This is a genomic window from Photobacterium alginatilyticum (assembly GCF_009910675.1).
GTDB lineage: Bacteria > Pseudomonadota > Gammaproteobacteria > Enterobacterales > Vibrionaceae > Photobacterium > Photobacterium alginatilyticum.
The window spans coordinates 98,901-114,742 of the sequence record NZ_RSEJ01000002.1 but is presented as its reverse complement, the minus strand read 5'-3'; the positions used below and the strand labels follow the sequence as shown (position 1 = coordinate 114,742).

Here is a 15,842-nt window from a genome sequence, read left to right as displayed (position 1 = left end):
TATCAAAGATGTTGAGTACTGATGTGACCCTGATAGAAGTCTGTATCGAGGTTGGCAATGAAAGCGTGCAAACTAGAAAGAAAGCTACGAAAAGAAGTGCTTCATGAGTCTCAACGGCACTTGTGTGCGGTCAGAGCGAAATTTATGAAAAGGTATACGGGTAACCGGCACCGAAGCTCCCAGCGAGATCACGAACGGCAGGATAATCATTATTAACTACACAGGGCGCGGATATAAAAAAGCGCCCTTAGGCGCTTTTTTAGTTTATGTGCAAGGTATTAAGCGGTTTGCTGCTGGGTAATACCTTCAATCTCGTCTTCAGCATCAGCCGTTGCTGATGGTGGACAGCGGTCAACGAACCAGCCCATGTAAGAAGACACAATCGTGACGATGATACAAACAAAGCTTAGCCACATGAATGGTGCGTAAGAGAATGTCGCCACGCCCAGGATACTTGCCATGTAGATACCGTTATCACTCCACGGCACCATACCGGAAGTTAACGTACCACCGAACTCGGCGTTACGAGACAGGTTCTTGCGCTGGTAACCCAGACGGTCGTAGTTCTTGGCACAGATCTTAGGCGTCAGGATAAGCGATACGTACATCGCCGAGCCGAACACGTTACCCAGGAATGCCGTTGCAATGGTCGATACAGACAGGCTACCTGCAGAGTTAACACGTTTTTCAAATAGCTTGGCAATGGTCTGCAGCACGCCGACTTTGTCCAGCAGGCCACCAAAACCAAGACCGAAGACGATAACCGCAACCGAGCCCAGCATGGATGACATACCGCCACGGTTCAGGATCGCATCGATGAAGTCTACGCCGGAGCTGATAGAGAATGGTGCCCATGCCGTGTTGAACGCAAGTAGCGGATCCATATCCTGAACCATCACTGCCCAGACGATACCTAGCAGAGAGCCAAGCGAAATAACAGGGAATGAAGGCAGACGCATGGCTAGCAGTGCCAGCACGATAATGACAGGAACGAACGAGAACGGAGAGATAACGAACTGCTGATCCATCGCGGCAATAACAGACTCAACCTGAGACATGTCAACATTGCCTGCGTAGTGGAAGCCTACCGCGGTGAACAGAATACCTGTAATGATGTAGCTGATCAGTGCAATCGGCAGCATGCCTTTAATGTGTTCCATGATCTCTACGTTAGACATAGAAGAGGCAAGGATCACCGAATCTGACAGCGGAGACATCTTGTCACCGAAGTAACAGCCAGACAGTACCGCACCTGCAGTCATTGGTGCCGGGATCCCAAGGCCCTGACCAATCCCCATCATGGCGATACCTGCTGTACCGGCAGCTCCCCAGGAAGTACCTGTAGCCAGCGCCGTCAGGGAACAGATGATCATTGTTGCCAGAAGGAAAATGGATGGGTGAATGGCTTTAAGACCATAGTAAATGATGGTTGGAACAATACCGCCGGCAATCCAGGTACCGACCAGCGCACCCACGGCAAGCAGGATCAGTACGGCACCCAGGCCGTTGGAAATACCTTTGGTTGCAGCCTGTTCCAGAGATTTGTAGTCATGACCCAGTTTAATGCCCAGTGCCATGATAACGAACCAGCCGATATAGAGAGCCAGCTGGATAGGTAAATCTAGTTTTGCGGTGAAAGAGAATGCCAGCGCAAGAAAAATACCCAACGCTACAATGACTTGTAACAGCGATGGCAGTTTCACAGTCTGTTTGTTCATACTTCTAACCTTGTTAGTTCGAGCCTGTAAAAAATGGAAAGCCTCTGAATTAGCAATTCTCAGAGGCAAATAATAATAATTCTTATGACTTGTGAGTCATTTATTTAGGTGCTCATGTCGTTTCGGCGCTACTCTATCCGAATGCACTGAGTCCCGCGATAAATATTGTGCCTTTCTGTGACCTCATCCAACCAGTTGGCTGAATAAAGAAAAAATACATATTAACTCTTTTAAAAAGTGTTAATTTTTAGTGTTTGTGTTGTGCTTTGGTTGTTTTTTAACTGTTCTCAAAGGTTGATCTATTTGTCTTAAATTCCTTGTTTTGTAGCTTTATTTCTGGTTATTTGCTTTGTTGTTGAAGTAAACGACCAGTGTTATGGCTATTTTTAGGTTATCAGGGTGTGAGCAGTATTTCAAAAACAGTCGTATGATACAGTTTGTTTTGTTAAATGTGCTTTTCTCTTATTGGTGTATAAAAGGGTCACTTTTAGGCTGTTTATCTGGCGTTTTACTGCTAAGTAGATTGTTTTCTGGCCCGTAAAGGGTGTCTGAACTGGTGGTGGCTGTTTTGTTTGGTATGAGGCATTTTTACCCAGTAAAAATGCTCCTTATTCTGCGATTAGGCATTTTTTTGCTCATTTCATGCAGATTGTGCTTGTTTTTCATCGCCTAAATCTCTATAGATGAACTACTGCCAGTAGGCATAACTATCTGCAGCTAATGCTGTGAGTGGTATGGCCAGATAGTTCTGCCGATTGGTATGTCGAATATGAAATTCTGAACAGGGAGTGTAGTAACAATGATGAAAGTTGGTCTGGTTGGTTGGCGTGGTATGGTGGGTTCGGTGCTGATGCAGCGAATGGTTGAAGAAGGAGACTTCGACGTTATCGAGCCAGTGTTCTTTTCTACGTCTCAAGTTGGTATTCCGGCGCCCAATTTTGGTAAAGACGCTGGTGTATTGCAGGACGCATTTGATATCGAGAGCCTGAAAAAACTCGACGCCATTATTACTTGTCAGGGTGGCAGCTATACCGAGAAAGTCTTCCCGGCTTTGCGCCAGGCAGGCTGGAAAGGTTACTGGATTGATGCTGCTTCAACGCTGCGAATGAAAGAAGACTCGATCATCGCGCTTGATCCGGTGAACTTCGATCAAATTAAACAGGGTATTCACTCTGGCACCAACACCTTTACCGGTGGTAACTGTACGGTCAGCCTGATGCTAATGGCGGTAGGCGGCCTTTATCAGGCCGGGTTGGTTGAGTGGATGACCTCTCAAACTTACCAGGCTGCATCGGGAGCCGGTGCCAAGAACATGCGTGAGCTGATCAGCCAGATGGGTGTGATTAACGATACGGTGTCTAGCGAAATGGCTAACCCGGCAACATCAATCCTGGATATTGACCGTAAGGTGGCAGATACAATGCGTGCTGCTGATTTCCCTGCCCAGGAGTTTGGTGTGCCGCTGGCAGGCTCGCTGATCCCATGGATTGATGTGAAGCGTGATAACGGCCAGAGCAAGGAAGAGTGGAAAGGCTCGGTAGAGACCAACAAGATCCTTGGTTTGGACAATAACCCAATCCCGATTGACGGTACTTGTGTCCGTATCGGTGCCATGCGCTGTCACAGTCAGGCGCTGACTCTTAAGCTTAAGAAGAACGTTCCGCTGGATGAAATTGAAGAAATGATTGCGTCCCATAACGATTGGGTGAAGGTGATCCCGAATGAGCGTGATATCACTGTTCAGGAGCTGAGCCCGACCAAGGTAACCGGGACACTGTCTATTCCGGTTGGTCGCTTGCGCAAGCTGGCAATGGGTGATGATTACCTGAATGCTTTCACGGTGGGTGATCAGCTGCTATGGGGGGCGGCAGAGCCGTTACGTCGTACGCTGCGTATCATTTTGGCCGAGAAACAATAACGCAGGCAGTACCTGCAAGTTGTTCTAACGGTTAAGCATCAAAACGCCTGCATTTGCAGGCGTTTTGAAAGTATGTCTAATTTTCTAACAATTAGGCAGCCAGGTTCTTCGCAACGAATTCCCAGTTAACCAGTGCCCAGAACGCATTCATGTAGTCAGGACGAAGGTTACGGAAATCGATGTAGTAAGCGTGTTCCCATAGGTCAACAGTCAGAAGCGGAGTTACGCCTTCTTCTGTTAGAGGAGTGCCTGCGTTAGACGTGTTCACGATGTCTAGAGAACCGTCAGCTTTCTTAACAAGCCAAGTCCATGAAGAACCGAAGTTGTTGATTGCTGAGTCTGTGAACTTCGCCTTGAATTCTTCGAAAGAACCGAATGCTTTTACAATTGCGTCTGCCACTTCGCCTGTTGGTTCACCGCCTGCGTTAGGGCTTAGGCAGTGCCAGTAGAAAGTGTGGTTCCAGATTTGAGCTGCATTGTTAAATACGCCGCCAGTAGAAGTTTTGATGATTTCTTCCAGAGACTTCTCAGCTAGCTCTGTACCTTCAACCAGGCCGTTTAGCTTCACAACGTAGGTGTTGTGGTGCTTGCCGTGGTGGTATTCAAGCGTTTCCTGAGAGATGTGTGGCTCAAGAGCGTTGATTGCGTACGGTAGAGCTGGTAGTTCAAATGCCATTGCTCGGTTCTCCATTCTGATTTTTTTGGGGACAAGCCCCCGACATTGCTTCCAGTAGACTTCGGTCTACTTATTGTTTTGAAACTGACTGATACCAATCATATTAGGTCACTATACTCATTGGTATAGAGGCATAATGTGACTGCTGAGCTATTTTAGCAAGTTTTTACTTTATTAAAACCCCCATCTGTTAAAAAATAGCATCTCAAAGAGGGATATGCCGGGATCTCAAGTGATATTTTTCATTCAGACACTTGCCTAGATTGCCATTTAAAATATCCATATAAATTTTAGGCGTTTTTTTCCTTGGCATGACCAAGTAGAATGATGTCTGTGAAATTCAACTTATAAGTAAGTGTCGTAAGAGGAAGCTATGGAAACCATCGACAAAATTAAGCAACAGATCGCTGAAAACCCAATTCTGTTGTACATGAAGGGTTCGCCAAAACTGCCTAGCTGTGGTTTTTCATCTCAGGCATCTCAGGCGCTAATGGCATGTGGCGAGAAGTTTGCGTATGTCGATATTCTGCAAAACCCGGATATCCGTGCAGAACTTCCTGCCTATGCGCAGTGGCCGACTTTCCCGCAGTTATGGATTGAAGGTGAGTTGATTGGCGGTTGTGACATTATTCTTGAAATGTTCCAGAAAGGCGAACTGCAGCCTCTGATCAAAGAAGCGGCCGAGCGTCGTGACGGTGAAGCGGCTGCGGAGTAATTCTCCCGTTTGCTAATACTGAGTTCAAGAAGGGCCCCGCATCTGTCGGGGCTTTTATTGTCTGTGTTATGTCTGCTGGCTTGCTTTATGGTGACTACGGTCAGAGCTCTCTTCTTGTTGCAGCTTGGCAGTAGCTTCTTTTAAGGTGACATAAGCAGTACAGTCGGCGCTGAACTGTGCGCGTTCCGCATCTTTTTCAATCGTAGCCAAAGGAATTGCCAGCGTGTCGCACTCCAGCATCTGGGAGGCGCCTTTCATCCGGTGGGCAATGGTTTTTATCGATTGCTGGTCACCTTGCTCGATTGCCTTATTCAGCAGTCTGAAATCTTGCCGGTGGTTGTGCTTAAACTCCTCCATCAGTTGACTGACCACCTCTTGGTCTTCAAATAGCAACAGGATCTTTTGTTCGTCGAGTACTGCTGACGATGAGCTTTTATTTTGGTTGATATCATCTGCGTTGCTGGTTTTTCGAGGTGAAGCGTCCAGAGACGCTTGCAGATCATCGTCGTCAAGCTGTTGGTCGACAGCGCTGAACAGATCGAGGAATTCGCTGGCACTGTGGCTATCATCGTCTTGGATTTGGCCTTGCTCTTCTGTGTTCATCGGTGTAACCGGGTCTGCGTTAAGCCATTTCAGCAGAACCTGTTTGAGTTTGGCTATTGAGACTGGCTTGACCAGAAAGTCACTCATACCCATTTCAAAACAATGGCTGTCCTCTCCCTGAATCGCATTTGCTGTCAGGGCGATGATAGGAAGTCCTGATTTGGGGAGTCCTTTGACGCTGTGTCCGGCATGCATTTGTTGGTAGGAATGGCTAATGGTCGGTCCGAATTCCATGATGAGTTGTTCATGTGCCAGTTCACCTCCGTTGTCAGTGTCAGTGGCGCGACGTTCTTGTTGTCGAATTGTGGCTGAGAGGGTATATCCGTCCATCTCAGGCATATGGCAGTCGGTGAGCAGCAGTCCATAGCGGTGGTGTTTCATCGCTTCCAGGGCCAGGACACCGTTGTCAACGATGTCGGCATGGAGGCCAATCTTCTTCAGTTGCTTGGATATAACCTGCTGGTTGACGGGGTGATCTTCGGCAACGAGGATCAGCCGTCCGTTGGCCTCGGCAGATTCCCGGCTCTCCGTCCAGTTTTCAGACTCAACAAGTTCGATGAGTCTATTCTGCATGCTACTGACCGGCATGGTAAGAACATGCCGCAGGTTGTCTGGAAGGAGTGGATTGACAGACAGACACCACTGCTGGCCGAGAGGTTCCGGAGAGAGCATCGGGTTCTGGTTGATGATAATAATATTGATGTCCGGTAAGTGTTCTTCCAGCCATTGGTCATTGAGCTGAAGCTGCTGCCAGATCGACATGGCAATAAAGATATGTCTGGGCTGGTGTTTGTCCGCTTCATTTTTTAGTTCGTAACGGTGTTTGGCAGCAACGATCACCGGGGTGAGTTGCAGGTGCTGCAGGTAGCGGTACAGGGCTTCCCGCTGCATAAAATAGCCGATAATCAGGCTGCTGCCGCTAGTTATAGAGGCGGGGACATCAGTATCGTTTGCCGTATGAGAAGGCCTGTGTTCAGGCTCCGGCTCACCCAATGGAAGAGTCACTATGATACTGAACTCACTCCCTTTGCCTAATTGGCTGTTGAGCTGGATACTCCCATCCATCTGTTCGACCAGTTTGCGCGCTATCGCGAGTCCCAGACCCGTGCCGCCAAACCGTCTGCTGGTGCTTTGATCGGCTTGTTCAAACGGCTTGAACAGGTTCTTTTGTTGTGCCTGTGAGATACCTATACCCGTGTCGCTGACGGTAAAGCGTATTGTTTGTTTCCCGGAAGAGAGCTCAGAGTCAGCCGGGCTGAGTACATCGACAGCCAGCCCGATCGTGCCTTGTTCGGTAAATTTGACCGCATTGTTCAGGAAGTTATTAAGGATCTGGTGGAGGCGAATATCGTCGGCGAGTACCCAGTCAGCCAATCTGGGATCCTGCCAGTATTTAAAGGCCAGGTTCTTTTGCTGAGCATGAATGGATTGAGGCTGGATGATACGGGCCAGCACTTTGCCGAGCTCGATATTGGTTGGATTAAGATCCAGTTTTCCGGCTTCGATTTTAGAATAATCCAGAACGTCATTGACGATGTGGAGCATATTCCTGGCCGATTGGGTCAGGCCGCCATGCAGGTTAACAAGCTCATCATTGAGGGGCTGGTCTGCCATCAATTCGAGTAGACCCAGAATACCGCTGATGGGAGTACGTACCTCATGGCTGATAGTGGCAAGAAACTGTGATTTTGCGGCGGTAGCGATTTCTGCCTTTTGCCTTGCATGTTCCAGAGCGAGTTGTTGTTGTTTTAGCAGGGAAATGTCGGTGACAACCGTATTCCAGTAAAATCCGCCTTCTTCATGGGGAGTGACACGGCTCTTAAACTGTATCCACTTAAGCTGGCCTCTGTGGTATTTCAGTTTTTGTTCGCTATCCCAGTGACCTTGCTTGGTTGCCTCACACATACTCTGCTTAAGTGCGGGCATATCAATGTCGTCGAGCAGGTTGAGCAGGTGCTCGGGATGGAGCTTGATCGAGGTGGCTGAAACCCCCAGCAGATCTTTAACGCCCGCACTGACAAAGGTGTACTGGATGTTCAGAGGCTGTTCCGGGTCGGGCTGAACATGCTGTAATACGACACCGTCCAGGTTGTCGGCAAGGTGTTGCAGGCGTCGTTCGGCTCGTTTGGCACGTTTCTCGGCCGTTTTCCGCTGTAAAATCTCCTCGGCCATTTTACGGTTCCACCAGGTGATAGTAATGATTACCGTCAGCACCAGTAAGGTTATGATGCCCGCCCATTTCGCGACCTCCTTGGGGGCTAATCCTTCCTGATATTCAAAGGTCAGCCATTTGTTCTCAAGCCGGGTCAATTCTTCCTGCGGTATGGAGCCCAGCGCTTTGTTGATGATATTGAGTAATATCGGCTGGCGGAAATTCACCGCAAAGTGTAAGGGAACGAGGTTTTTATCTTCGATCTGGCCGACCATTTTAAACTGGCCGAGGTAGTCCGATTGCAGTAGCGGGGAGGCGTGGTGCAGCGAGGTCAGCACGCGGTCGACCTCTTCTTTTTGCAAGGCCTGAAAGGCTGATACCTGATTGATGTATGAGACCGACGAGCAATTGTTACAGAAATCAGTGAGCAGTTCCGATCCCGAAGTATCGGCAATGATGCCGACAGTGAGCTTGCTGTTGTTAAGCAGGGAGTCGATCCCTTCCTCGGCGGGTGCAAACAGTACCCAGGGTTCGTCAATGTATGGGCTTGAGAAGTACATCAGCTTGTCTTGAGTCGGCGTTTCAGGCAGCGCTGAGAGCATCATAAGCTCACCGTCATGAAAAGCGCGGTTGAGCTCCGAATAGGTTTTGTTGCTGCTGATTTCAAATTTGACGCCCAGCTCGTTACTGATGATATTCAGTAAATCTGCCGTCAGGCCGGAATGGATCTTATCGACATTTATATAGTCATAGGGCGCCCAGTCACGATGAACGCCAATGGTGATGTAGGGATTTTTGTCTAACCAGCTTCTTTCTTCCGGGCTGAGGCGAAGCTGTCCATAGTTCGTGAACATATTAATTTGCCCGGGGTTTAGCCATTGGTTATAAATCGCTGTCAGGCTTTGACTTTTTATGTCTTCCAAGGCGAAATTGATCCTGCTTAGCAGTTTGTGCTTACCCTTTTGGGTTGCGAAATGTAAATGGTTGGTCGGCAGGCCGGGAAGGATCGACAGTTCCAGTGAAGGATCATTATGTTGCCGGAGCAGGTCGGATAGGACGACGGCATCGCCGATATAGCCATCGGCTTTAGACTGCTGGACTGATTCAATGGCTTGCAGGCTGTTGCTGACGGGAACTAAGGTTGTTTTCGGCATCAGGCTGGGTAACAGCTCCATTAGGGCAAAGCCTTGCTCTACGGCAATTTTCTTGCCCGTTAATTCCTGAAACTGATTAACCGGCTGTTGCTTGGTGATCACTCCCCGCCGTATTGAAAACATCGGCTCGCTGAATGCCATATATTGTTGGCGGCTGAAGGTGGAGGTTACTCCGGGGAGGAGATCCAGTTCACCGGCTTTAAAGGCTGTGACGACCTCGTTATAAGTCGAATAAAACGTAATCTCGTAGGTAAAATCGGCATGTTTGGCGACCTGGTCGAGGATCTCAATTAGCAACCCGTCAACCTGAGTTTCTGTCTTTGTCGATGTGCGGGTGCCAGGGGAGGCATCTTTATTCTCGGTAACGAAAATATAGGGAGGAAAACTGAAACCGGGGAGACCGACTCGAAGATGGGGTCTGTCACTTACGATCGTTAGTGATGATTGTGGATCTGCCTGGCCGGGAATTGGCAAGATACTCAAGAGCAGACAACAGGTAATAAAAAAACACCTGGTCCGTTGAAAGAACTGTTCGGTCATCATTCCCTACATCCTTTCCGATGTCGTTGTCGTTAACCCGCCTCGTTAACCCGTTACTGTCATAGAAGGGGCATTAACATTTCCCATCTCCTTCAAGGCCAAAAACTGAAGTCGTGAGAGTGCAGGCGTTGTCGTGGTAAGTATGTTCAGTTCATTCAATTTGAGCTTCATTTGGTTAAGCTGTTCATTGAGCCCAAGTTCGCGATAACCAAGACAAATTAAAAAGCCGGTTTCAAAATCGGTAATATCCTGATCGGGGATTTGGCCTAATAGCTCAGCTGCCAGCTCGGCATTGCCCAATCGATTCTGCCGCAGTGCCTGCAGCGCCTTGAGGGTTGCTTTTGAAGATAACTGACTTTCGTTTCCCTTGCTTAGCCGGTACCAGGCGGCATCAGTCCGCCAGTTTTGCAGTGGCTCTAGCTCTGTATTGAACATGTCGGCATAGACAGCCAAACCACGGCGGCCCGAGTTGTCCCACATCGAATAAGGCAGTAGATGGGCAACATGCAGCAGGTGTGGTATTGCTTTGTCGAAATGACCGTTGGCAATATGCAGCCAGGCAATATTCAGTGTTTGTTCAATGCTGCTGTTATTTAACTTCAACGCTCGCTGAATGGTATCTTCGGCTTCCGGCCACTGGTTTGCCTCGATACAGATTTCCGTTTTGAGATATAGCAGGCGAACATTGAATTTATTTTCTTTGATCAGGGTGTTCACTTGTTGAAGTGCCTGCTGGTGCTGCTGCTTGCGTAATAATATTTCGACTTGCTTGATTTTAGCCGGTAGGTGGTTGTGCAGTTGCAGTAATCCGGAAAGCATTGCCTGCGCTTCGTCATATTGCTGGTTTTTACACAGCAGGTTGACGATATGAAGAATGCCATTTTTTAACGCCATCGTATCCGGTGCACCGGCAAACAGCGGTTTGACGTCTGCCAGTCCGTTTCTGTTGAATGCCTGTTCGAGAGTTTGGCAGAATTCGCGCCTTAATAGCCCGGACGACACACGCTTGATAATGTCATCTGAGCGTATGGGTTTGATCAGGTAACCATCGGGTTCAAGCTGTGAGTAACCAAGAAATACATCCTGGCTGTCGTTGCCGGTTACAATATAAACCAGTGCCTGTTGCTTGAGCATCTCCTTGTAACGCAAAAACTCGAGCAGGTGCAATCCGGTGCTTCCTGTCCCGAGGTTATGGTCGATGAGCAGAATGTCGAACTTCTGTTTGTTGCAGGCAGCAATGGCACCTTTGGCGCTGGCCGTACTAATTATATTATTCATTGGTACTCCGAGCTTCATAAGCAATGCACGGGTAGCACTCTGAATAATGTTGCTGTCGTCAATGATCAAATAGGTTGATTGAGCAAGTATTTCCATATAGAGCCCCATCACGAAAAAACACGTATCCGTATGAATCAACTATAGTTTAGAAAAATGACATATGAAAACAATTGGCTATGTTTTGAGATAATTAACAGAAGTGAATGTAATTAGGGCGAAACAACGAAAAAGACCGCTTTCGCGGCCTTTTATTATTGTATTTCGTATTGATTTGTTGTTCTACAGGATCATCGATGCCAACCAGCCAAAGGCAATCAGCGGCAGGTTGTAGTGGATGAAGGTCGGAACAACGGTTTCCCAGACGTGCTCATGCTGACCGTCGGCATTCAGACCTGCTGTCGGGCCTAACGTCGAGTCAGAAGCTGGCGAGCCCGCATCACCCAGAGCGGCAGCAGTACCGACTAGGGCAACGGTTGCCAGGGGTGAGAAGCCAAACGTCAGACACAGCGGGACATAGATAGTTGCCAGAATTGGGATGGTAGAGAACGACGAACCAATACCCATAGTTACCAACAGGCCGACAACCAGCATCAGAAGCGCAGCCAGAGGCTTGTTATCACCAATCACGTCGGCCAAAGAGCTAACCAGTGTCTCAACACCGCCGGTTGCTTTCATTACCGAGGCAAAGCCGGCAGCTGCGATCATGATAAAGCCAATCATAGCCATCATGTGTACACCCTTGGTGAATACATCGTGGGTTTCTTTCCACTTGATCACGCCACCGAATGTGAACACCATGAAACCAATCAGGCCACCGATGATCATAGAGCCGCTGTATAGCTGGGCACCCAGTGCCGCAATAATGGCACCTACGGCAATATAGACATGCTGCATGTTGATTTCAGCGTGCTCTGGCTCGCTGGCCAGGATTTTTTCCTCAGAGTACTCGCGAGGTTTGCGGTAGCTGAAGAACGTAGCCACAAGTAGGCCGAAAATCATGCCCAGTGCCGGTAGCAACATCGCATAAGGCACCTGGCCGGCAGTGACATCCAGACCATTGTCATGCAAGTTTTTAAGCAAAATGTTGTTGAGGAATATCCCCCCGAAGCCGACAGGCAATACCATATATGGCGTAACCAGACCGAAGGTCAGCACACAGGCGATCAGACGGCGGTCAAGCTTCAGCTTGGCAAATACATGCAGCAGGGGCGGGATCACAATCGGAATAAACGCGATATGAACCGGAATGGCGTTTTGAGAAGAGATGGCTAGAAGCACTAAAATGGTAAGAACGGAGTATTTCACACCTGTTGCAGCCGCTGCATTTTCATGGCCGCTGATTCGCTTGATAACTTTCTGCGCCAGTACATCTGTGATGCCCGAGCGTGAAATCGCGACAGCAAACGTACCGAGCATGGCATAGCTCAGGGCGGTAGTGGCACCGCCACCTAGTCCGCCTTCAAAGGCAGAAACGGTTTCTGCCAGCGGCATCCCGCCGATAAGGCCACCTAATATGGCACTGAAGGTAAGCGCGACGACAACATTGACCCGCATTAATGCAAGGACAAGCATGACGCATACCGATATAACTACTGGGTTCATAAAACTAAGATCCATCCGTTGTGTTATGGCATATGTGTAAAGTTTATTATTATTTTTGGCTGTTTCGCTCAAAAACATCCAGTTTCCTGAAATTTAACGACATGTCGAGAAAAATTTGATGTCGGTAAGGTATTTTATTTTTTTTGCTGAATGTCTCAGCCTTGCCATAAAGCCGTGTCTATACTGATTCTGCAATGAACGCTATGTATAACCGTTAGCGATAACAATATGTTAGGGCTAATTTTCGAACGCAATGCCTTGTTGTCAATAACCCGACAAGGCATTCACTAAATGGAGTTTGTTATGAGTGTACTAGTAGGTCGTCCTGCCCCTGATTTTACTGCTGCGGCAGTGCTTGGAAATGGTGAGATTGTCGAGCAGTTTAATTTGAAACAGCATACCCAGGGAAAAGCGACGGTGCTTTTCTTCTATCCGCTGGACTTTACCTTTGTTTGTCCTTCTGAGCTGATCGCTTTTGATAAGCGCTTTGCTGACTTTCAGGCCAAAGGCGTGGAAGTGATCGGGGTGTCGATTGATTCTCAGTTCTCTCATAACGCATGGCGTAATACAGCCGTTGAAGACGGCGGCATTGGGCCGGTTAAGTATCCGCTGGTTGCCGATACCAAGCACGAAATTTGCCAGGCCTATGATGTTGAACACCCTGAAGCTGGTGTCGCCTTCCGCGGTTCGTTCCTGATAGACAAGGAAGGGGTTGTTCGTCATCAGGTGGTGAATGACCTACCGTTGGGACGTAATATCGACGAGATGCTACGGATGGTTGATGCCCTGCAGTTCCACGAGCAAAACGGCGAAGTGTGTCCGGCACAGTGGGAGAAAGGCAAAGAGGGTATGGATGCATCACCACAAGGGGTGGCGAAATACCTGTCTGAACATACCGATGATTTGTAATTCAGTTACAGGATAGGCTGAAGAAGACAGATAAAAAAAGGCTAGCCGCGAGGCTAGCCTTTTTATGTATTACAGATAGTTAAAAGCCATATTGCTTTGTAGAAGGATCAGGCAAGGTTGCCGAAAGTACAGTACCTGTATTCGGTACTGAAAGGCTATTGCCGTCACCATTGACCAAGTCGGCGATGTGATCTTGCATTTCGCCTGTAGCGGCATCTGGGTTAGCAGCGTTTCTGTCTTTCTTCTGGCTGCCATGGTCTCCGGCAGTGAAGTAAGTAACATGCTTGACTAGAGATGCTACATTGCTGTCGGTGACAGTTAAATTTAGCAGGCCTTCGTCAACCAACGGCAAGGTACCACCAAATACCGAATAAGGCTTAGCGATACTTGTACCAGTGACAGTACTTCTGAATGTAAGCTGTGTCGGGATTGTGCTGTCATCTTTCACCATTGATAAGTAGACAGGTAGCCCGCTGCTTATCTGTGGTGCATGGTTGAGTGGATCAACAGTATCCAGAATTGTCTGTGCGGCATAGGCAAAGTTACTGAAGTTTTTGTATATCTCAGTTAAAGTTGCTATGGAAGTCGGATCACCATTGCCAAGCAGGCTTGCTTCATAACCGGTATAGCAAGTTTTGTAATCTAAAGTCTGAGCATCACAATTAGCCTTGAATTTAGCACTGGAGCCAGCTAGCAGGGCGCCTTTTACAAAGTTACCGTATTCACCCGATTCCATGAGTAGGTAAGGAATACCGGCTCCTGGGTTGGCTAGAGCAAGTTTATTGATATTAAAGAACAGTGCATCGCTCTGCTGGTCTGCTGCAGATGTTCCGAGTGGGCGGTTGGCTACGTTACCTAATGCAACCCCAGTCATTGCACCAAGAGAGTGGCCGATAAAGCTAACGCCATTAGCTGGGTTTAGCCATCCAAGTTCATCAATTGTACCAGCGCCTCCTTTGCTAATCGTAAATAACTTCTGGCCGATAGCAACACGTAGATTGATCTGGTCCATGACGCTTTGGCGCAGGTTGTCCCGTCCTACTGGTAATGTTTCAAGGTTTAAGAAGATCTCAGGCTTAGTTGAAGCTGTAACATTTCCTACACCAGGGATAGTTACGCCACGTGTACCATGTAACGGCAAGTCTATGGCAAAAATTGCATTACAAGTACTGCCGATGATGGTATCCGCCAACGAACTAGTTGTGAGCTCCTCTTTATTCGCAGTGATCCCATGTTGGTAAATACTGACTGTATTCTTTCCAGCAGCTTTGCAAGTGTTGTCAGCCGGTAGGATTAGAGTGTACTCAACTTCTTGTACGGATTTGAGCTTAGGTACTGGGCTGTAGCGTGTGATTAGGCGTTCGCTATCTAGCTGACTGCCATCGGATAAAGTGATTGTTTTGCCTGTTAGCAGCGGAAGAACTTTGAGCTGAACGGCCGGATCGGTACTGACTTTTTCAAGATCGTCCAAGGTAATGCCCCAGCTTGTCAGCTTTTGCATAACAATGGCTTTGTCGGTGCTGCTGGCCGTATCATCTCCCAGTATATATTTAATTGCAGCCAGGCTCGGCATGCCGCTCTGCCATGGTGTCGTTGAAAACTTGTCTGCGGCTGTTTCAAGGAAATAGGGTAGATATACGGAACCGGTATAGATATCGTTGTTTCCCCCAACAGTTTTTTGGATGAATGTTGGGCGATCCATATTATAAACTTTCGAGAGGTCAACATTGTCAGCGATCGCTGAACCTTGCCATACGGTTGAGGCTCCATTTTTCAGCGCAAGGGCTGAAGCGGCTTTTCCTGCGAACAGAACATCACCGGCTGAAGCGGTCGTAAACCAGTTGGTAAAGATAATCTTGTTTTTATCAACCCCAGTTGCTGCAAACGTTGCTTCACTGGCACGGGCGAGGCGCTGTGCTGGTTCGAGTTTTTCGCTCGGTGGTCGGGTGGTTGATTTTAATACCGCGTAGCTGTTACTCATGCCAACTTCATTGCCATTGATATCCTTTAAATCAGAGGTAATAGCAAATTGGTATTGGCTCGCCGGTTTAAGCGGTTTGGTCAGCAGTACCGTCAAGGTTTTTCCTGAGGCAAAGACTTTGAAGTCACCGTTAGCTTCAGTTAGTGGTACTGGTTGGGTGTTAGCATAAGTACTGGACGTTGGATCCCCTGTTTCTAGCAAGTAGAATCCATCTGCAGCAGTGGTGCTATCTAAATTATTGCCAATAAACTCAATTGTTATCGGTTGGTTGGTGCTCCAGCCATCAGTTTTACCCATAGTCACAAGTGGGTCTGACCATTTAGTTGGATCTGCAGCTAAACCTTCGGTCGCTAAGGTTCCATCGTTTTTATCAACCGCCAGGTAGGTCGGTTTGACTACGATAGGCGCACTTGGGTTGGAAAGAATGTCAAACTTGATCTTGGTATCCGCTTTCAGGCTTCTTTCGATAATTGGATCAATGGTTGGGTTACCGACGACTTCGCTTTCATTCCCGCAACCAGCCAAGCCAATACTAGAGGCAATCAGTACCGCTAAAATATTCTTTTTCATGTTATATCCCTATCTTTCAAATCATG

9 protein-coding genes are annotated in these 15,842 nt (G+C 48.0%); 3 read left to right on the top strand and 6 right to left on the bottom strand.

Going from position 1 to position 15,842, the window contains the following annotated elements; translation table 11 throughout:
* Positions 1 to 278 precede the first annotated feature (278 nt).
* A complete protein-coding gene (nhaC, locus tag EIZ48_RS02765; protein ID WP_338046893.1) occupies positions 279 to 1,775 on the bottom strand; it encodes a Na+/H+ antiporter NhaC in 1,497 nt (498 codons plus the stop codon).
* 745 nt (positions 1,776 to 2,520) lie between these two features.
* Here nhaC and asd point away from each other — a divergent pair.
* Positions 2,521 to 3,636, top strand: a complete 1,116-nt coding sequence (gene asd, locus EIZ48_RS02760) for an aspartate-semialdehyde dehydrogenase (protein WP_089153680.1) — start codon at positions 2,521 to 2,523, stop codon at positions 3,634 to 3,636.
* Between the two features lie 91 nt (positions 3,637 to 3,727).
* Here the strand turns inward: asd and sodB are convergent, their stop codons facing one another.
* A complete protein-coding gene (gene sodB, locus EIZ48_RS02755; RefSeq protein WP_160648602.1) occupies positions 3,728 to 4,312 on the bottom strand; it encodes a superoxide dismutase [Fe] in 585 nt (194 codons plus the stop codon).
* A 373-nt stretch (positions 4,313 to 4,685) separates the two neighbouring features.
* Between sodB and EIZ48_RS02750 the strand changes: the two genes are divergently transcribed.
* Positions 4,686 to 5,027 (top strand): Grx4 family monothiol glutaredoxin, encoded by a 342-nt coding sequence (locus tag EIZ48_RS02750; protein WP_160648601.1) that lies wholly within the window; start codon positions 4,686 to 4,688, stop codon positions 5,025 to 5,027.
* Positions 5,028 to 5,093: 66 nt separating this feature from the next.
* Here the strand turns inward: EIZ48_RS02750 and EIZ48_RS02745 are convergent, their stop codons facing one another.
* The 3 genes from EIZ48_RS02745 to EIZ48_RS02735 all read right to left on the bottom strand — a co-directional run bounded on the left by EIZ48_RS02745 (position 5,094) and on the right by EIZ48_RS02735 (position 12,356).
* A complete protein-coding gene (locus EIZ48_RS02745; RefSeq protein ID WP_160648600.1) occupies positions 5,094 to 9,479 on the bottom strand; it encodes a transporter substrate-binding domain-containing protein in 4,386 nt (1,461 codons plus the stop codon).
* Between the two features lie 42 nt (positions 9,480 to 9,521).
* Positions 9,522 to 10,850, bottom strand: a complete 1,329-nt coding sequence (locus tag EIZ48_RS02740) for a response regulator (RefSeq protein ID WP_160648599.1) — start codon at positions 10,848 to 10,850, stop codon at positions 9,522 to 9,524.
* Between the two features lie 183 nt (positions 10,851 to 11,033).
* Complete coding sequence (locus tag EIZ48_RS02735; protein WP_160648598.1) at positions 11,034 to 12,356, bottom strand: Na+/H+ antiporter family protein; 1,323 nt, start codon at positions 12,354 to 12,356, stop codon at positions 11,034 to 11,036.
* A gap of 303 nt (positions 12,357 to 12,659) precedes the next feature.
* Between EIZ48_RS02735 and EIZ48_RS02730 the strand changes: the two genes are divergently transcribed.
* Entirely contained in the window at positions 12,660 to 13,265 is a 606-nt protein-coding gene (locus EIZ48_RS02730; protein ID WP_160648597.1) for a peroxiredoxin C, read from the top strand.
* Positions 13,266 to 13,344: 79 nt separating this feature from the next.
* Here EIZ48_RS02730 and EIZ48_RS02725 read toward each other — a convergent pair whose 3' ends face one another.
* Entirely contained in the window at positions 13,345 to 15,816 is a 2,472-nt protein-coding gene (locus EIZ48_RS02725; protein WP_160648596.1) for a VolA/Pla-1 family phospholipase, read from the bottom strand.
* Positions 15,817 to 15,842 lie beyond the last annotated feature (26 nt).